Consider the following 17,279-nt stretch of genomic DNA (forward strand, 5'->3'; position numbering starts at 1 on the left):
TCGCGCGGCCGTCAAACCCGCAACGGGGGTTGCGGCCTCGCCTACAGTTATGGTGTGGATCACCCAACGGGCCGCGCCGCAGCGCCGTCACGCCACGAGGCGGACGCACGGCTGCATGCGGTCCTCGATGGACTGCGGTCGATCGCAGATCCGGACGATCCGTGCTGGCAACCACGGGTCGCCGATGCCCGGGCGATCGTTGACGATGCTTGGTCGGCCATCGCCGACGCGCTCAGCGACCAACCCGCCGCTGCCGAGCTGCTCGCGACACTGCGCGCACTGACCAGCGCCGACGGATCGCTGCAGGAGGCATGTGCCGTATCGCGCCGGATCCGGGATGCGCTGGCCAGGTTGGAGGCGGCGCCGTGCGCTCTTCCGGATCTGATGGACCTGGCCCCGCAGTTGGTCGCCGAACTCGGCTTCGATCGGGCGATCTTTTCTCGAATCGTCGACGGCTTGTGGATATCGCAATCGGTGTACGTGACCGGCAATCCGCAATGGGCGCACGAAATCAACCGGATTGGACAGGAGCAGCCGCAGCCACTGGTGCCTGGTCTGTTCGAGACGGAGATCGCACGCCGCAAGGAAGCGATGAACGTTACTGACGTCCAACATGAGTTGCGGGTGCACCGGCCGATTGCGGATGCTTCGCGGTCGACCTCCTACGCCGCCGCACCCGTCATCGCCGGCAACCAGGTCGTCGGACTCCTGCATGCCGACCGTTATCTGCAAGGCCGTGACACTGACGCTGCCGATTGTGAGGCGTTGGCATCGTTTGCCCGCGGCCTGCAGCTGGCGTTCAGCCGGGCGCGTGCGGTGGAACGGTTGGAGTCCATCGGGTCGGCGCTGCGCCTGGCGGCAAACGACTGCGGTGAGACCGCCCAGGGCGCTCACACGTTCACCTTGGACGCCTCAGCCGACGAAAGCAGTGCGAATTTGGCGCCGTCGCGAACGACTATCCGGGTGGCGCGTTCGATACGGGATGTGTTGACCGCACGTGAGGCCGAGATTCTGCAGCATATGGCACTTGGGCGGACCAATCCCGCCATTGCCAGCCAGCTGTTCATCTCTGAGGGAACCGTGAAGCAGCACGTCAAACACATCTTGCGCAAGCTGGGCGCTGAGAATCGAGTGGAGGCGGTCTCCCAGCTGTACCAATCCGAGTCCGGATGACGGCAATCACTCGAGGATGGTCAGCGACTGCGTCGGACAGTTCGCCACCGCGTCTTCGACCTCGGCCCTGTGCGCCTCGTCGACCACGTTGCGCAGCAGCTGCATATTGCCGTCGTCGTTCAGGGCAAACACGGTAGGCGCGGATAATTCACAGAGACCGATCCCGGCGCAGCGATCCACCGCGAAAACGATGCGACAGGTGCTCATCGGCCCGGTGAAGGATCGAACGGCATGCTGGTCACCCCGCGAATGAAGTTGGTCCGCACCAACTTCGGTTCGCCGGTGCGGAAGTCGGGCATTTGCGAATGCAGTTCGCGAAACAGCGACCGCAGCATCGCCTTGGCCAGCTGGCTGCCCAGGCAGAAGTGGATGCCCCCGCCGCCGAAAGCAATGTGCGGATTCGGTGCACGACCGAGATCGAACCTGCCGGGATCCGTGAACACGGTCTCATCACGGTTGCCCGACGAGTACATCAGCACGACCTTGTCGCCGGGCAGGATCTGCTGACCGCCGAGTTCATAGGGAATCACGCAGGTGCGCCGAAAGTTCTGCACCACCGAACCCCAACGCAGAAACTCCTCGACCGCCGTTCCGATCCGGCCCTCGAAATCCTCCCAGAGCCACTGGCGCTGGTCAGGAAAATCGTTGAGCGCCTTGGCTGCAAAGCTAGACGTATGGCGCGTGGTGTCGGTGGCCGCCACGGAACACAGCACCATGGTGGCGCCGATCTCGAAGTCCGATAGTTTCTCGCCATCGACTTCGGCCTGCACCAGGCTGGTCAGCAGGTCGTCGGCGGGCCGTCGCCGCCGCAGATCCACCAGTTCCTCGGTGACATCGTGAATGCGCAGCGCGGCCTCGACCTGGACCTCCGCGGGGTCACGCCCGGCCAGCAGCACCGGATCGGCCCATGCTTGCGTCTCATCCGCGGCGTGCGCGACTTCTGCCCGCAACTCCTCCGGGACACCGAACATGTCGCCGAACATTTCGACGGGAAGATGTTTGGAAATGTCCTCGACAAAATCGACATCGGCGCCGTCGCGGGCCTTTTGCGCGGCCGCACCGACGATCGATTGCGCGCGGCGGGCGATGTCGGACTCGATCCGGCGCACCTGGCGCGGCGTGAATGCGGAACTGACCAATCGTCGCACCTTGTGGTGCTGCGGGTTGTCCATCGCCAAGAACGACATCGCCATCTCGAGGAACACCGGTGGCAGCATGTCGAACATCACGCCGTATCGGGATACGAATACGTCGTTGTGCTGACTGACCTCAATGATGTCCTTGTGCCGAACCACGGCCCAGAAGCCCAGATCGTCGGGGTCCGGAGAGACCGCGGTCTCGATCGGCGGCTGCCAGCTCACCGGCCGATCCCGACGCAGCTGGGCGAATACGGGATCGCGTTCCGGTAGGTCCAGGTCCCAGAAGGCGTCGCAGGAAACGTTGAGTGGATCGTAGGCACGCTTTGCGGCCGCGTCGTTGACGGGCGGGACGTCAACGGTGTCGTCGTCGTCGAACGCCAGGTCTGCGCAGAAGAGTTCGTTGTCTGTCGTCATGTTGTCTCCATGGCTAATCGGCGTGGCTCAACAGAATGTCGTAGGGCTTGGCGCTGCGTCCGCCGGACAGGTCCAGGTGTACGGTCTTGACTTCGGTGTAGGAATCCAGTGCGTCCGGGCCCAGTTCGCGGCCGAGCCCGCTCTGCTTGTAGCCCCCGAAGGGTGTCTGGCAATTGATTTGGTGAGCGTCGTTGATCCAGACGCTGCCGCACTGGATTCCCTCGGCCAGCGCCAGCGCCCGGGCGTTGTCGGTGCTCCAGATGCTGGCCGCCAGGCCATATTCGGAATCGTTGGCGATGGCGATCGCTTCGTCATCACCGCTGTAGGGGATCACCACGAGGACCGGTCCGAACACCTCCTCCTGAGCGATGCGCATGTCATTGCGTACCCCGCTCAAGATTGTCGGTTGAAGCCAGAATCCGTCCTGCTGCAACGCTTCTCCACCGAGTACGACGGTGGCGCCCTCCGCCGCCGCGTCCCGGATGTAAGCCAGGATGCGGCGCTGCTGCCCGGCGTCGATGACCGGACCCATATCGGTGTCCCAGTCACGGGTAGGGCCGACGACGATCGTCTTCGCGCGCTGCACCAGGCGGGCCACGAACTCGTCGTAGATTCCTGCGGGAACGAGGGCCCGGGTACCGGATTCGCAAACCTGACCCGAGTAGACGAAGCAGCCATAGAGGATGCCGTCGGCAGCCATCTCCAGGTCGGCGTCGTCGAGCACGATCGAGGGACCCTTGCCCCCGAGTTCCAAGGTGACTTGCTTGACAGTGCCGGAAGCCAGCTTCATGATCTCCCGCCCGATCGCGGTCGATCCGGTGAAGGCGATCTTGCCGACGTCGGGGTGGCAGGCCAGTCGGGCACCGGCTTCGGCTCCGTCGCCGGGTACCACGTTGAGCACCCCGGGCGGCAGACCGTTCTGCTCTGCGATGCGGGCGAACTCCAGGATGGACAGCGGGGTGTGCTCGTCCGGCTTGACCACTACGCTGTTGCCGGCGGCCAGCGCCGGGCCGACCTTCCAGAGGGTCAGCAGCAGGGGAAAGTTCCACGGGGTGATCGCCCCGACCACTCCGATGGGTTCGCGATGCACCACCGATTGGCTCAGCGCCGGGAAGTTGACGATGGGAGCCGGGCGCTGCCAGGCATAGGTCTCGGCCAAGTCGGCGAAGTAGGCGAAATGCGCTAGTGCATAACCGATGTGGAACCCGGTCGCCTGCCGGACCGTTGCGCCGTTGGCCGACAGCTCCAGTTCGACGAGGTCCTCGGCGACATCGTTCGCGGCGGCGGCGATGCGCCGCATGATCGCGGCGCGTTCCTGGGGCGTCTTGGTGCGCCAGACGCCGGCCTCGAAACTCGCTTTGGCGGCGGCCACGGCGGCATCCATATGGGTGGCGTCACCGTGGGCTACGGTCGCGACCGGAGCACCGGTGCTGGGGTCGACGATCGTCATGCGGCGCGGCGAATCGACGTCGGTTCCGCCGATCCGCATCGAATGATGTTGCAATTCCGTCGTTGTCATGCCAGGCCTGCCGATCCCGGCCCGCATCGCGTCAGGCATGACTCTGGGCGTCCTTCGTGGCGACCTTCTGGCGGTACATCGGGAACAGCGGCTTGGTCAGCGGCACCAACTTGAGGATCTTGTTTACCGGCCCCTTGGCCTTGACCTGGCCCTTGGCCAACCCGATCGCCAAGTTGTACTCGCCGCGCCAGAACTGGTCGGCGGTGTCGCCCCGCATCAGCAGGGTGACGTCTGCCTTCTGATCACTGGGCCCGCGGATCACCTGGTAGTCGTCGCGAAAGACCATGGTCATCTCGCAGTCCGGGTCGGTGTAGATCACCCGCATGACGATGTTGGCCGCGCGCAGCTTCGGTCCTGAATCCGGGTGCTCGCCCGCATCCCGAAAGACACCCCCGATGTAGGCGTCAAGCTCATCGTCGTCTTTGAAAAAGCCCATTTCCCGACCACTCCCATGCTGCTCGTCTGACTACCAGCAGAATGTTCGCAGCGTTCGCCCGGGACGGGCAGATCCCAAAGGTGAACTATCGGTATCCCGGAAGGGATATGTGCGCGCGGGCGAGGCCGAGGACGGTGCGGCCGTCGCGTGCGGGTGAGCCGTTCGGCGGCTGGTGCGCGGTGCTCACAGTGGCGTGGCGGTGACGCCGTTTCGGCCCCGATCGGTCTTGTCGAAGAATTGCTGTGATCGCGCCTGCACGGTTGAGTTGCCGCCACACAGCGCGTAACCCCACATCGCTTCGACGCGCAGCTGGTCATGAAGCGGACGCCCGATGATTTCCAGCACCGTCTCCTTGGCCGATTCGATGGCCGATTGGTCGCATCGCAGGATCCGTTGCACCACAGCGTCGGTCTCCTCCAGCAGTTCGTCGTGTGGCACCACGCGGGACACCATGTTGGCGGTCAGCGCCCTGGTGGCCGAGATCGGCTCACCGGTGAGCAGCAATTCCAGGGCCACCCCGACGCCGCAGGTATTGACCAGGCGCACGATTCCGCCGTCGGCCGGATGCATTCCGCGCCGCACCTCAAAGGTGCCGAACTGCGCGCGGTCGGAGGCAATGCGGATGTCGCAGGCCATGGCGAGCTCGACGCCGTGTCCGACGCACCAGCCATTGATCGCCGCGACGATGGGTTTGGTGATACGTGAAAGCGGTCCCCGGGTGATCCCGCACAAGCCATCCTCGAGGCGCTCGCGCCCGACCATCGGACCGACGGTCTGCCATTCGGGTGCATGGGTTTTCAGGTCCGCGCCAGCGGTGAACGCATCACCGGCTCCGGTGATAACCGCGACTCGAAGCGACGGGTCGTCGCGGAAGTCACGCCAGATGTCGCACAGCAGTTCGTGGGATTCGAAGTCGATGGCGTTCTTGACCTCTGGGCGGTTGAGGGTGACATAGGCGACTTCGCCACGCTTGTCGTAGAGCACTTTGTCTGCCATGAGTGACCTTTCCGTCGGAGGGGTTGACTAGTTCGGTTTGGTATCGAGGATCGCCGGCAGCGCGGAGCGGTGGAAGGCGTCGAAGGGGGCGTTGTGCTCGACCGGCTGCAACTCCCACCATCCGGGTTTGGCGTTCGGCGCTCCACCGTCGACGCGAATGCAGGTGCCGGTGATGAAAGCCGCGGCGGGGGACAGCAGGAAGACGACCGCCGCAGACACTTCCGCCTCGGTTCCGAAGCGCTGCAAGGGGATTTCACGGGCAACCTGGTTGCGGATGAAGTCGGTGTCCTTGCTGTCGTAGGTGTCGAGCCCGCTCGACGCGATGGAACCGGGCGCGATGGTGTTCACCCGAACACCCGCGGCGGCCCATTCGGTGGCGGCCGATTCACTCAGTGACAGCATCCCGCCGCGCGCGGCAGCAGAATGCGCGAAATGCGGCCAGCCGTTCCAAATGTCGGCAATCATGTTGACGATGGCACCCCCGTGCTGCTTCATAAATCTTGTGTAGATCTCGCGCATGACGATGAAGCCACCCGTCAGGTTGTTGCGCACGACCGCCTCGAAACCCTTGGTGCTGATGGTTTCCAAAGCTGCCCGGTATTGGCCGCCGGCATTGTTGAACAGGCCGTCGATGCGGCCGTGCTCGGCGAGGATGGCGTCGACGGCATTGCCGACGGCGGCCTCATCGCGGATGTCTGCCGCGTGAATCGAGATCCGTCCGCCGTCGGAGCGGATCTCGTCCCGCACCGCCTTCAGCTTCTCGAGGTTGCGGCCGATGATCGCCACCTCGGCTCCCAGCGCCGCCAGTTCGTGCGCGGTGCATCGGCCGATCCCGCTTCCCGCGCCGGTGATCACTATCGTCTGACCTGCGAAGAGATCCTTGATGAAGATTGACGAATAGCCCACGAATGACTCCTTCAACTTGTCGGGAGGTGTGATTGCCCGCGGTGCCGGCCCAGCGTCGGCTGAATCCGCTGGCGCAGCAGCGCCTTTTGCACCTTTCCGCTGGCGGTCTGTGGCAGCGCATCGGCTAGGTGAATCTCCTTGGGAACCTTGTATCCGGCTATCAGGCGCCGACAGTGCGCTACCAGCTCCGAGATGTCGATCGATGCATTCGGGCGGGGCACGACGAAGGCCACGACGCGTTCTCCCCATCTCTCGTCGGGGACACCGATCACGGCGACCGATTCGACCGACGGGTGTGCCGCCAACGCGCGTTCGACCTCGGCTGAGTAGACGTTCTCGCCACCACTGACGATCATGTCTTTGGCGCGGTCGACCAGGAAGATGTTGCCGTGTTCGTCGCGAGTACCAAGATCGCCTGTGTGATACCAGCCTTCGACGATAGCGGCGGCGGTCTCGTCGGGCCTGTTCCAGTAACCGTTGAACATCCATGGTGAGCGCACCAGAACTTCGCCAGGCACGCCGCAGGGCAGGGTGTGTCCGTCGGTGTTCACGATCCGGAGGTCGACTGTCGGCATTGGCTTTCCACAAGACTTCAGTAGCTCGGGATCACTCGTCCGGTGTTGGCCGGGCGCGAGCACGGTGATGATGAAGGTCTCGGTGGTTCCGTAGAACTGAACGAAATCACAATCAAACACCTCGAGTGCTCGGTTCAAGATGTGCTGACCGATTGGCGAACCGGCATAGAGGATCCGGCGCAACGACGAAAAGTCGCCGGGTTGTCCCACCGTGTAGTCCAGCAACATCTGGATCGCCGTGGGCACCAAGCAGGTCACGGTCGGCCGCAGCGCGGCTACAGCGGCGACGAACGCCGCGGGCTCGAAAGCGGGCAGGATCACCAAGGCCGCACCGTGATACAGCGCGGGTAAGGACACCAGGGTCCCGGCGAGATGGAAGTTCGGCATGACCATCAGGCCGATGTCATCCGAGGTCCAGTCCACCGCCGGCTCCGCGGCCGCTGCGGAGAACCACTCCATCAACGCGCCGTGCGAGACGGGCACCCCCTTCGGTGCGGCCGTGGTGCCCGACGTGTAGGCCAGCAGGGAAGTATCTCCGTCGGGAAGGGCGATGGCGGGGTCGACGCCGGATGCACGCGAAAACCACTGGTCTATCTCGTCTTCGAAGATGACAGCCATGTCGATCTCTGACGCATCGCGTAGTTGCTGTGTCAGATCGCTGAAGTCTCGTCCGACGAAGATGAGTTCGATGCGGCCGTCCTGTACAACTTGGGCGATCTCTGCCGGCGCGCAGCGCCAGTTCAGCGGTGCAAGCGCACACCCCGCCTTATTGAGGCCGACCCAGATCTCGAAGAACGCCGCGGAGTTCTTGCCCAGGAAGCCAACATTCGAGCCGCGCAGTATGCCTGTGGCGACCAGGGCGTTGGCGATCCGGTTCGACCGGTCGTCGAGTTGGGCGTAGGTGATGACCCGACAGGCGTCGATCAGTGCGGCCTTGCGTGGTCTCTTCGCCGACCAGGTCCGGGCCATGTCGGGTAAGGAACGGATCCCGGAGGTGACCGCCGAATGCGTTTCGTTATCCATGATAATGGTCAGACCATACCTCGGGGCTGTGGGTGGAGCAATACCCGGCGCAGGAAACGCGGCGACCGACGTCGCGGATTCAGAAGGTCGGAGTATGAGGCTGCCTGGTTCAGGCCAGGCCGAGTTGGGCCAGCAGCGTGCCGACGTTCCAGTAGGCGTGCACGGAGACCGCGCGACCGTCGTCGTCCACCTGCCACACGTCCAGCCCGGGAACGTCGAACCGTCGCCCGGTAGGTGCGACCCCCGGTGGGAATCCTTCGCCGGTGTGGGTGCCGATCATCCGCCACTCCTGCGACACGCGGCGATTGGCGTCGTCGACGAGCGGCTGGCCGACGGCGTGAAAGGCCAGATCGGGGAAGCCCGTCCAAGCGGCGGTGAAGAAGCCGCCGGCCTGTTGATGGTCGGTGATCGGCTCGGGCAGCGACGGGTCCTCCCAGCGCACCACCGGTGAGATCGCGGCCAGCGCGGTGGGCAGGTCGCGCTGGTTCCATGCGGCGAAATAGCGTGCCGGGTAACCGGCGAGGTCGGTGGTCGCGGCGGTCATGGCAAGCGTCCTTTCAACGGGCGGGCTTCGGCGCGGCACCTACGCTAATACCGCTGCCGAGGGTGTTCGTCCCCCTAACGGGAGGTTTTGCGGGGTTATCCGGTGCGCGAGGTCTTCAGGCCGCCGGTCCATCAGGCCATGCTGGCGCCGCCGTTCACGTAGATCGTTTGCCCGGTGATGAATCGGCTGTCGTCGCCGGCGAGGAAGGCGACCGCCGCGGCGACCTCGGCGGGATCGCCTGGGCGTCCCATCGGGACGATCGTCGTCGCCTGCTCGACGACCTGGCGCAGACGCGTTGGCGCTCGGCCGGATTCGAGCAAGTCAGTCAGTTCCGGTGTGCGCACGTAGCACGGCGCCACGGTGTTGGCGGTGATGCCGGATTCGGCGAATTCACGGGCGATGCCGGTGACCATCGCGTGCACCCCGCCCTTCGCGGCGTTGTACATCGCGTGATCGACGAGGCCGGTGCGCACCGAGTCGGCGCCGATGTTGACGATCCGGCCGTGGGCCCGGGACACCATGTGCGGCAGGATTGCCCGCACGCAGTAGATCGTGGTCCACAGATTGTTGTCGACGGTGGCCCGCAGCGTCTCCTCCGTGTGCTCGAGGGTGGGCCGGATCACGCCGCCGCCGGCGTTGTTGACCAGAACGTCGACGTGGCCGAGGGTTTCGACGGACGCGGCGGTCAGATCGTCGGCCGCGCCGGGCTGATGGAGTTCACCGACGAAGCCGCCGGCGATGTCCGCACGGTCAGCCACAAGCGGCAGGTCTTCCTTGTCGCGGACCGCGACGAAAACCGCCGCGCCGTCGGCGATGAGCCGCTTGGTTATGCCCAGGCCGATGCCCGAGGCGGCGCCGGTGACGATCGCGGTGCGCCCGCGCAGTGCGCCGTTCACAGGATGATCGCTACGTCGCCGACCGAACGCAGGTCGGTCATGTCCAGTTCCACGCGCTTGACGGCGATGCGGAAGCCGCCGTCGCGATGGCGCAGCCGGTAACGGTACCGGCCGACGTATGTGCTGGACCGCCCCGCCCGAAACCGCCACACCGTAAACGACGCCACCACCGAGATTTCGTCGGCGATCCCGCTTACCCGCACGTTGAACACCTGGTGGTTGGTTCGCGAGTGCGGGTACTCGCGGTGGGCGCGGCGGCTGCCGAGCCGGGCCACCCGCGCCGTCAGTCGCACGTGGTCGTCGTCGATGAGCATCAGGTCGTGGGCGGGATCGCCGTCGGGTGCGTCGTTGCACGGCACCTCGTACTTGGCGTCGTCGTCGAAAAGTGCCAGCCATTCGTCGAGTGCCCACGTGTCGAGCAGTGCGGCCTCGGCGTAGAGAAATTCTTCGACCGCGTGACGCAGGGAGGCCTGCTGCGGCGACGCGCACCGGTCAGCGGCGGTCACTGGACACTCGCCAGGTCCGCGGCGGAACCCATCTGCCGCTGCCAGTTTCGCCAGAATACCCGCATCTGTTCTTCGTCGTTGGCCATCGGTGGGCGACCCATGCCGCGCGAGATGTCGTTCCATTCCACACCGCCGCTGGCGAAACCCTGCTGGCAGGACTCCAGCGCTTCGAGGTCGTCGGGGGTGGCGAAGCCGCCGGGGCCCAGGAAGGTCAGGAAGCTGTCGAGACGGCGCCGGCGCAGGGAGGCCAGCTCGCCGACGGGACCCAGGGCCCACGCGGTGACATCGACCGAGTCGGGTGCGGGCGGATAGAAGGTGCGCACCGTCACCGACATGATGTCGTTGATGATCAGGTTCGGGTAGATCAGCATGTTGCGGTTCACCTCGGTCATCGCGTGTGCCCGACGCTCGCCATGCCGGGACACCAGATCCGCACGCATCCGGTCGATTTCGGTGCGGGCGTGCTCGCCGAACAGCGGCTCCCACTTGGCGACCGGACGCCCCCACGGTGAGCTGTATTCGATCACGGCGTGTCCGTTGCCCAGGTCGAGGGCCTTGCCGCTGACGCCTCCGCGCAGGTCGGTCCCGATCGACACCAGGTACTTGAAGTAGGTGTCGTGCGTCGACTCGGCGTGATAGCCGTCGAAGCTGTTCTCCACCAGCAGCTTCCAGTTAGCGGCAAATCCGTATTGGTTTGTGCCGCGGACTATCTCGACCGAGCCGCCGCAGCCGTCCACGACAAGATCGATGTAGTCTTTGGCGCCGGCCAGATAGGTCGGCAGGTCGACGATGGCGGGGTCGAAGCTGGCAAAGACGAAGCCCCGGTAGGATTCCACCCGCGCGACCCGTCTGAGGCCCAGCTCGTCGAAGTTGAGCCCGCCGGCATAGGCATCGCGGTCCGGCACCCCCTTGAGCCGGCCCTCGGAATCGAACGTCCACGCGTGGTAGAAGCACTGGAAAACCTTGGAATTGCCCGAGTCCTGACGACACACCAAGGCGCCGCGATGCGTGCAGGTGTTATGGAAGACGTTGACGTTGCCGGTCTTCGCGCCGCGGACCATGAATATCGGCCGTCCGCCGACGGGCCGGCGGACGAAGTCGCCCGGGTTCGGGATCTCCGATTCGTGGCCGACATAGAGCCACGACTTGGCAAAGATTCGCTCGACCTCGGCCCGGTGCACCTCGGGGGACGTCATCGCCGAGCGGTGCACCCGAAACCGCTGGGCCGCTGGTTCTTCGACGACCATCGGCATCCCGCTCGCGCCTTGGGTCGCCGCTACCGGGCCCGGTTCCAGGTCGGTGCTCATGAGCGGGCCAGGTAGTCGGCGACCAGGGCGGAGAATTCGTCCGCGCGCTCGATCTGGGTCCAGTGCCCGCAGGCGCTGAACACGTGAAGGTCGGCGCGCGGCAGCAGACCGAGCATCGTGACCGAGGCCTGTAGCGGCACCACTCTGTCTTCGCGGCCGTGCACGAGCAGCGTCGGCGTGGCGATGGCGCGCACCTCGTCCTCGGTGATATCCAGCCTGGATCCGGCGTGCCGAGGGTCGAAGAACATGGCCCGGTACGCGTCGTAGGCGCCCTCGGCGATGCTTGCCCGATAGCGGATTTCGACGAGTTCGTCGGTGATCATGGCCGGGTCGACGGCGAAGTAGTCGCGCAGCAGGCGGCCCATCGCCTCGAGTGATGGCTCGTAGGCGCGCAGCGCGGCAAGGCCTTCGGTGGGTGTCATGCCGACCCCGGGAGTGCCCATCAGCACCATCCTGCTGATGCGTTCGGGGGAGTCGGTGGCCAGTTGCAGCGCGATGCGGCCGCCCAGCGAGTTGCCGACGATCGCGGTTCTCTCGATGCCATGCGCGTCCAGGAAGGCCCACACATGGTCCGCCCAGGTGCGCAGCGAGTAGGTGATCGTCTCGCGGCGTTCCGTGCCGCCGAAGCCGACGATGTCCGGGGCGAGCACGTGGAACCGTTGCGCCAGCGCCGGTATGTTGCGCTGCCAGTTGGCCAGCGCGGACACGCCGGGCCCGGAGCCGTGCAGCATCAGGACGGGGTCGCCCGCGCCGGCCTCGAGGTAGCTGGTGCGGATGCCGTTCGCATCGAGTGTTCTGGTCGCCAAGTCGATTTCGGGCGCGGTCGATGTCGTCATCGCGGGGATCCTTCCTTGAATACGGCGAAGCACTTGTTGGAGTTGAAGACATCCGTGGTGACGAGCTCCGACCAGTCCAGATCCAGGCCGAGTTCGTCGACCGCACCGGTGAGGCAGAACCAGTTCAGCATCTCGTGCTGGCCGGAGTCGACGATGTCGCGGCTGGGGGTGGCCTGCCACGTCGCGTAGTCGCGGTCCAAGAAGAGCCGATACAGCCGCCGGTCGGCGTCGGTGTCGGGGGTGATGTGCCAGGTCTTGTCGGTGAGAAAGGCATGCGACCAGCTGGACGACGCCACCAGCGCGACACGCAGGTCGGTGTCGCGGAACGCTTGTGCGACAGCGCCGCCGAGGGCGAAGCAGCGCGCGGGCGTCGGCCCGACCGGATCGAGGCGTTCGTGCGCGATGTCGGCGAAGCGCGCCAGGCCGCCGCGCCGGGCGATCGCATGCTGCCCGTAGCAGTTGACGGTGATGGGGATCAGCCGGTAGTCGAAGCGTGCGCCGGCGTCGGGATAGTCGAGGAACAGCTGGGTGTTGACGATGGCGTGCGGAAACGGTGCCTCGCTGCGCTTCTGGTAGGAGTAGGCGATGTCGAATCCGCGGCCGATCAGATCGTTGGCCAACCGGCGGGCGCCTGCTGCGTCGCCGTGCAGGGTGATGGTGGTGTCGTCGGGCAGTCCCCAGGCATTCGGGCTGCCACGGCGGGTCATCAGCTCGAAGGGGCGGACGGGCACGTCGCCGTAGGCGAGCACGCAGAACGGCGGGACGACCTCTTCACGGAAGTTCTCGTACTGGTCGTCGCCCCATACCACCACGACGTCCGGGCGGAACTCGTCGAGGGCCTCGCGGCATCGAGAAAGGTTTTCCACCAGTAGATTACGGTGATGCGCGGCGGTTGCCACGCCGCCGTCGGGGCCCCACTCGGCACGCATCGACGCCGACCAGTTGGCCGGGTCCTTGGCCTCGTCGGGAATGTCCGGATCGGCCAGCGTCCAGCGCAACAGGTCCGCCATGTGCTCGTCGGTGCCGGCCAGCAGCGGGTAGTGGGTGAGGCCGAGGCCTAGGAAACGGGCTTTGTGGTGCGCCATGATGCTCCTGAGAAATTGGTGCGGCAGATCCTGCGGCGCAGGTCCTCGGGTAGGTCCGCGACGATGTCGTCCAGCGGTTCGGGCATCGCCGCGAAGGGGTAGTCGGACCCGAACACGACGTGGTCACGGCCGAAGACCTGCACCGACGCGGCCAGGGCCGGTCGGCTGTATGTCAGACAGTCGCACCACAGCCGTCGGGCCAGCCGGCTTGGCAGCTCGGGTGAGTCGGTGCGCATGCCGCCCAGCACGGCTGACTTGTCGAGCCGGCCGATCAGCGCGGGGAGGGCACCTCCGCCGTGCGCCAGGCAGATTCGCGTTTGCGGGCGGCGCGCGAGCGCACCGCCGGCCAGCAGCGCCGCGGCCGCGAGCGCAGTCTCGATCGGCATCCCAGCGCCGAAGCCCAGTCCGAGCCCCGTTACCCGCGGCGGTATGTCCTGGTCGCTGGGATGAACCAGGATCAGCGCGTCGAGTTCGTGTGCGACGGCGAAGAACCGGTCCAGCGCCGGGTCGGTGAGTTCGAGATCACCTGCCCGGCAGCCGATCTCGACGCCGCAGAATCCCGGGTCGCGCATGCACCGGCGCATCTCCTCGACGGCGCGATCGGGGTCCTGCAGGGCGACGGCGCCCAACGCGGCGAAGCGGGTCGGGTGCTCGCGGGTGATCCGCGCGAAGAACTCGTTCTGCGCGGTCGCCAGTTCGGCCGCGCCGGCGGCCGAAGCGCGATAGCAGAAAGTGACCGGGATCGGCGAAAGCACCTGCATCCCAACGCCCGTCCGGTCCATGTCCGCGAGCCGGGCCTCCGGGGACCAGCACCGGTGATCGATACGCCGGTAGCGCTGCCCGCCGAACAGCAGGTGTGCCGCCGTGTCACCGATGCGCTCCAGGCTGGGCCACTCGTCGTCCGGGTAGGCGCGGCTCAGGTCCGGTAGCGCGACGTCGACGGCGTGCGTGTGGACATCGACGAGGCCGTCGATCAGGGCGGGGCGGGCGGGTGGCTGCGCGTTGATGATGATGGCTCCGCGTGACGGTGAGACGGCGTTGCACCGAGGGTAAGTTATTGTGGATGCATAATTCAAGATGTGTATGCATAATTCTCCCGGGCGTCGGTCAACGCCGCTCCAAGAACGCGTGGACCGGCCAGAGCCGGGTCAGGGATGCTGCGGAGTGTTGGGCGTGCGGTCGGGGTCTTCGATGCGGATCAGGTCTCGATCGTGACGGTTGATGGCGTCGACGAAGGACGCCTGATCGTGCAGCGCGATGGCGGCGACGATGTCGTCGTGGACGTCGAGGCTGCTCGCCAACAGGGACTGGTGCTCGGGGACGAAGACCACCCGGGTCAGGACGGCCTTGATACTGGTCACGACGAGCTGGTGCATGCCCTCGAGCACGGGGATGTGGGCAGCGGCTGCGACGACACCGTGAAACGCGAGCACCGCGTCGAAGAACTGCGCCGCATCGGTGCTGGCTCGCAGCGTAACCATGGCGGCCCGCATCGCGGTGATGTCGTCAGCCGTAGCGCGTTCGAACGCCGCCTTCGTCAGGCCGAACTCGAGGTAGAGCCGGGCTTCAAACAGGTCCAGCGGGTGCGGGGTGGACGGCTGAAACCACAGATCCAGGGCCCCGACCCGGACCTGTGGCGGCGCGCTCGCCACGGTGATCCCACCGCCCGGCCCGGGCCGGACCGTGACCAGATCCCGGTCGCGCAGGATTCGCAGCGTTTCATTCATCACCGTCGGACTGATGCCGAACCGGTCCATGATCTCCGAGCGGCGTCCCAAATGTGCACCCACCGGCAGGCGGGCGCTGAGGATCTCGTGTTCCAGATCGGCGGCCACACGCTCCGCCCGCGACGACCGGAGCGCCTGCTCGCGACGTGCCACGCGCAGCCTCCTTCGATTCGCCGCTGGTTGAGCAGCCTACCGCGCCGCCCGTGACATGCCGGTAGGCCGCGCGACGGCCACCGGCAGCAATTGCGACTGCTTGGGGCTTACGTCTTCGCCTATGCTGCCGTCACCGCAAATACGCTCCCTGGCAACGTATTCGGCACCGTGATCTGCATGAGACGCGAAACTTGAGCGGCGCCAAACGCTTTGGACAAGGGCATCGCAATCAGTGCTCACGGCACATTTCCCACGTGCACAGCAAACACGCGGTAGGCGTCGTTCGCAGCCGAAATGACCCTCTTGAGGTACTCATTATCCCTCTTGGTGGAGCAGTCACCGCGGTGCGTGCCCCGATAGCGTTCGACCATGCCAGAGGCCTGTGCGTGCCGGGGGCGCCGATCGTGACCACGTATGCGCTCACCAAACCCGTCCGAGCGGTCGGGGGCCTCTTCGCGATGTCGCTGGACACCTTCGTGCTCATGTTCAAGCCGCCGCTGGCATGGCGCGAGTACCTGCTTCAAAGCTGGTTCGTGGCGCGGGTGTCGATGCTGCCGGCGGTGATGATGACACTGCCGTATTCGGTGATCCTCACGTTCATTTTCAACATTCTGCTGACTGAGATCGGCGCCGGGGATTTTTCCGGCACCGGCGCGGCAATAGGCACCGTGAACCAGATCGCCCCGATCGTCACGGTGCTGGTGGTCTCCGGCGCGGGTTCCACCGCGATGTGTGCGGACCTGGGTGCGCGCACGATTCGGGAGGAGCTCGACGCGCTGCGCGTCATGGGCATCAATCCCATCCAGGCGCTGGTGGTGCCGCGGGTGCTGGCGGCCACCACGGTGGCGTTGGCGCTGGAATCGGCGGTGACGGTGGTGGGACTGAGCGGTGCCTTCTTCTTCACCGTCTATGTTCAGCACGTCTCGGCGGGCGCGTTCGTGACCGGCCTGACGACGCTGACCGGCCTGGCCGACGTCATCGTGTCCCTGGTCAAGGCAACGCTGTTCGGGATGGCCGCGGGCCTTATCGCCTGCTACATGGGCATCTCGGTCGGCGGCGGCCCCGCCGGCGTTGGCAACGCGGTCAACGAGACCGTGGTGTTCACCTTCATGGTGCTGTTCGCGATCAACGTCATCGTGACGGCCGTCGGCATCCAGTTCACGGTGACGTGAGGTGAACCGATGACGCACACCGCGAGCCTTCCCGCCAGCCTGCACCCACGTCTGCGGCGCATGGCAGACGCGGCCGGACACGAGTGGAATCGCGTGGGCTCCCAAATGCGGTTCTACGCCGGCACACTCGGTTCGATTCCCGACGCGGTGGTCAACTACCGCGGCGAGCTGTTGCGACTGATCGCCCAGATGGGTTTGGGCGCAGCGGCACTGGCGATGATCGGCGGCACCGTCGTGATCGTCGGCTTCCTGACCATGACGACCGGCGCCCTGGTGGCCGTTCAGGGCTACAACCAGTTGGCCTCGGTCGGCATCGAGGCACTAACCGGGTTTGCCTCGGCGTATTTCAACGTTCGGCTCATCGTCCCCGGAACCGCGTCCGTCGCATTGTCGGCCACCATCGGCGCGGGTGCGACCGCCCAGATGGGGGCGATGCGCATCAACGAGGAGATCGACGCGCTCGAGGTGATCGGCATTCGCAGCGTCAGTTACCTGGCGTCCACCCGCGTCGTGGCCGGCATCGTCGTGGTGATACCGCTCTACTGCGTCGCAATCATGATGGCATTCTTGGCATCTCGCGCCGGCACAACCGCGATCTACGGTCAGGGCTCGGGCGTCTACGACCACTACTTCAATACATTCCTGAGTCCGCGCGACATCATCTGGTCGTTCTATCAGGTGGTGGCGATCACGATCGTGGTGATGCTGGTGCACACCTATTACGGCTACACGGCGCACGGCGGGCCGGCCGGGGTGGGTGAAGCGGTCGGCCGGGCGGTGCGTACCTCGATGGTGGTCGCGGCCGTCGAGATCGTGATGATCACCCTCGCCGTCTACGGCCAGTCCGGCAACTTCCATCTGGCGGGCTAGCG

The 17,279-nt window shown here is 65.8% G+C and carries 18 protein-coding genes; 3 read left to right on the top strand and 15 right to left on the bottom strand.

Translation table 11 applies throughout. The annotated features are described in order from the left end of the window. Positions 1-54: 54 nt before the first annotated feature. A complete protein-coding gene (locus tag AC5Y5V_RS05610; protein ID WP_499931794.1) occupies positions 55-1,173 on the top strand; it encodes a LuxR C-terminal-related transcriptional regulator in 1,119 nt (372 codons plus the stop codon). A gap of 6 nt (positions 1,174-1,179) precedes the next feature. Here AC5Y5V_RS05610 and AC5Y5V_RS05615 read toward each other — a convergent pair whose 3' ends face one another. The 15 genes from AC5Y5V_RS05615 to AC5Y5V_RS05685 all read right to left on the bottom strand — a co-directional run bounded on the left by AC5Y5V_RS05615 (position 1,180) and on the right by AC5Y5V_RS05685 (position 15,235). After that, positions 1,180-1,380, bottom strand: a complete 201-nt coding sequence (locus AC5Y5V_RS05615) for a ferredoxin (protein ID WP_499931796.1) — start codon at positions 1,378-1,380, stop codon at positions 1,180-1,182. Next, positions 1,377-2,726: a cytochrome P450 gene (locus tag AC5Y5V_RS05620; RefSeq protein ID WP_499931798.1), complete on the bottom strand. Its 1,350-nt coding sequence runs from the start codon at positions 2,724-2,726 to the stop codon at positions 1,377-1,379. Before AC5Y5V_RS05620 ends, AC5Y5V_RS05615 begins: the two co-directional genes overlap by 4 nt. Positions 2,727-2,739: 13 nt before the next feature. Continuing rightward, on the bottom strand, positions 2,740-4,245 hold the full coding sequence (locus tag AC5Y5V_RS05625) for an aldehyde dehydrogenase family protein (RefSeq protein WP_499931966.1): 1,506 nt from the start codon (positions 4,243-4,245) through the stop codon (positions 2,740-2,742). A gap of 31 nt (positions 4,246-4,276) precedes the next feature. Continuing rightward, positions 4,277-4,681, bottom strand: coding sequence for an SCP2 sterol-binding domain-containing protein (locus AC5Y5V_RS05630; protein WP_499931800.1), 405 nt, complete (start codon positions 4,679-4,681; stop codon positions 4,277-4,279). Positions 4,682-4,864: 183 nt separating this feature from the next. Beyond that, positions 4,865-5,677 (bottom strand): enoyl-CoA hydratase/isomerase family protein, encoded by an 813-nt coding sequence (locus AC5Y5V_RS05635; protein WP_499931802.1) that lies wholly within the window; start codon positions 5,675-5,677, stop codon positions 4,865-4,867. Between the two features lie 27 nt (positions 5,678-5,704). Further along, positions 5,705-6,583 carry an SDR family oxidoreductase gene (locus AC5Y5V_RS05640; RefSeq protein WP_499931803.1) on the bottom strand — a complete coding sequence of 293 codons (879 nt, stop codon included), beginning with the start codon at positions 6,581-6,583 and terminating at the stop codon, positions 5,705-5,707. Between the two features lie 11 nt (positions 6,584-6,594). Next, a complete protein-coding gene (locus AC5Y5V_RS05645) occupies positions 6,595-8,181 on the bottom strand; it encodes a long-chain-fatty-acid--CoA ligase (RefSeq protein ID WP_499931805.1) in 1,587 nt (528 codons plus the stop codon). Between the two features lie 109 nt (positions 8,182-8,290). Then, positions 8,291-8,725: an ester cyclase gene (locus tag AC5Y5V_RS05650; protein WP_499931807.1), complete on the bottom strand. Its 435-nt coding sequence runs from the start codon at positions 8,723-8,725 to the stop codon at positions 8,291-8,293. A 131-nt stretch (positions 8,726-8,856) separates the two neighbouring features. Then, positions 8,857-9,621 (bottom strand): SDR family NAD(P)-dependent oxidoreductase, encoded by a 765-nt coding sequence (locus AC5Y5V_RS05655; protein ID WP_499931808.1) that lies wholly within the window; start codon positions 9,619-9,621, stop codon positions 8,857-8,859. After that, positions 9,618-10,127 carry an aromatic-ring-hydroxylating dioxygenase subunit beta gene (locus tag AC5Y5V_RS05660; protein WP_499931809.1) on the bottom strand — a complete coding sequence of 170 codons (510 nt, stop codon included), beginning with the start codon at positions 10,125-10,127 and terminating at the stop codon, positions 9,618-9,620. The genes AC5Y5V_RS05655 and AC5Y5V_RS05660 overlap by 4 nt, the downstream gene beginning before the upstream one ends. Continuing rightward, positions 10,124-11,434 (bottom strand): aromatic ring-hydroxylating oxygenase subunit alpha, encoded by a 1,311-nt coding sequence (locus AC5Y5V_RS05665; protein ID WP_499931811.1) that lies wholly within the window; start codon positions 11,432-11,434, stop codon positions 10,124-10,126. The genes AC5Y5V_RS05660 and AC5Y5V_RS05665 overlap by 4 nt, the downstream gene beginning before the upstream one ends. Further along, entirely contained in the window at positions 11,431-12,270 is an 840-nt protein-coding gene (locus AC5Y5V_RS05670) for an alpha/beta fold hydrolase (protein ID WP_499931812.1), read from the bottom strand. Before AC5Y5V_RS05670 ends, AC5Y5V_RS05665 begins: the two co-directional genes overlap by 4 nt. After that, complete coding sequence (locus AC5Y5V_RS05675) at positions 12,267-13,355, bottom strand: DODA-type extradiol aromatic ring-opening family dioxygenase (RefSeq protein WP_499931814.1); 1,089 nt, start codon at positions 13,353-13,355, stop codon at positions 12,267-12,269. The genes AC5Y5V_RS05670 and AC5Y5V_RS05675 overlap by 4 nt, the downstream gene beginning before the upstream one ends. Next, on the bottom strand, positions 13,328-14,431 hold the full coding sequence (locus AC5Y5V_RS05680; RefSeq protein WP_499931815.1) for an amidohydrolase family protein: 1,104 nt from the start codon (positions 14,429-14,431) through the stop codon (positions 13,328-13,330). The genes AC5Y5V_RS05675 and AC5Y5V_RS05680 overlap by 28 nt, the downstream gene beginning before the upstream one ends. Before the next feature lie 72 nt (positions 14,432-14,503). Beyond that, positions 14,504-15,235 carry a FadR/GntR family transcriptional regulator gene (locus AC5Y5V_RS05685; protein ID WP_499931816.1) on the bottom strand — a complete coding sequence of 244 codons (732 nt, stop codon included), beginning with the start codon at positions 15,233-15,235 and terminating at the stop codon, positions 14,504-14,506. A gap of 458 nt (positions 15,236-15,693) precedes the next feature. Between AC5Y5V_RS05685 and AC5Y5V_RS05690 the strand changes: the two genes are divergently transcribed. Together AC5Y5V_RS05690 and AC5Y5V_RS05695 are read left to right on the top strand one after the other, a co-directional pair. Further along, a complete protein-coding gene (locus tag AC5Y5V_RS05690) occupies positions 15,694-16,407 on the top strand; it encodes an MlaE family ABC transporter permease (protein WP_499931968.1) in 714 nt (237 codons plus the stop codon). A 60-nt stretch (positions 16,408-16,467) separates the two neighbouring features. Then, positions 16,468-17,277 (top strand): ABC transporter permease, encoded by an 810-nt coding sequence (locus tag AC5Y5V_RS05695; RefSeq protein WP_499931970.1) that lies wholly within the window; start codon positions 16,468-16,470, stop codon positions 17,275-17,277. The last annotated feature ends 2 nt before the right edge of the window (positions 17,278-17,279 follow it).

This window comes from Mycobacterium sp. NGS68 (genome assembly GCF_059812195.1).

What these genes read in the sequence shown, in the direction of transcription:
- AC5Y5V_RS05645 (WP_499931805.1), bottom strand. Translation starts at nt 8,181, where the DNA reads ATGGATAACGAAACGCATTCGGCGGTCACCTCCGGGATCCGTTCCTTA.
- AC5Y5V_RS05675 (WP_499931814.1), bottom strand. Translation starts at nt 13,355, where the DNA reads ATGGCGCACCACAAAGCCCGTTTCCTAGGCCTCGGCCTCACCCACTAC.
- AC5Y5V_RS05630 (WP_499931800.1), bottom strand. Translation starts at nt 4,681, where the DNA reads ATGGGCTTTTTCAAAGACGACGATGAGCTTGACGCCTACATCGGGGGT.
- AC5Y5V_RS05690 (WP_499931968.1), top strand. Translation starts at nt 15,694, where the DNA reads ATGTCGCTGGACACCTTCGTGCTCATGTTCAAGCCGCCGCTGGCATGG.
- AC5Y5V_RS05620 (WP_499931798.1), bottom strand. Translation starts at nt 2,726, where the DNA reads ATGACGACAGACAACGAACTCTTCTGCGCAGACCTGGCGTTCGACGAC.
- AC5Y5V_RS05665 (WP_499931811.1), bottom strand. Translation starts at nt 11,434, where the DNA reads ATGAGCACCGACCTGGAACCGGGCCCGGTAGCGGCGACCCAAGGCGCG.
- AC5Y5V_RS05635 (WP_499931802.1), bottom strand. Translation starts at nt 5,677, where the DNA reads ATGGCAGACAAAGTGCTCTACGACAAGCGTGGCGAAGTCGCCTATGTC.
- AC5Y5V_RS05670 (WP_499931812.1), bottom strand. Translation starts at nt 12,270, where the DNA reads ATGACGACATCGACCGCGCCCGAAATCGACTTGGCGACCAGAACACTC.
- AC5Y5V_RS05615 (WP_499931796.1), bottom strand. Translation starts at nt 1,380, where the DNA reads ATGAGCACCTGTCGCATCGTTTTCGCGGTGGATCGCTGCGCCGGGATC.
- AC5Y5V_RS05650 (WP_499931807.1), bottom strand. Translation starts at nt 8,725, where the DNA reads ATGACCGCCGCGACCACCGACCTCGCCGGTTACCCGGCACGCTATTTC.
- AC5Y5V_RS05625 (WP_499931966.1), bottom strand. Translation starts at nt 4,245, where the DNA reads ATGACAACGACGGAATTGCAACATCATTCGATGCGGATCGGCGGAACC.
- AC5Y5V_RS05695 (WP_499931970.1), top strand. Translation starts at nt 16,468, where the DNA reads ATGGCAGACGCGGCCGGACACGAGTGGAATCGCGTGGGCTCCCAAATG.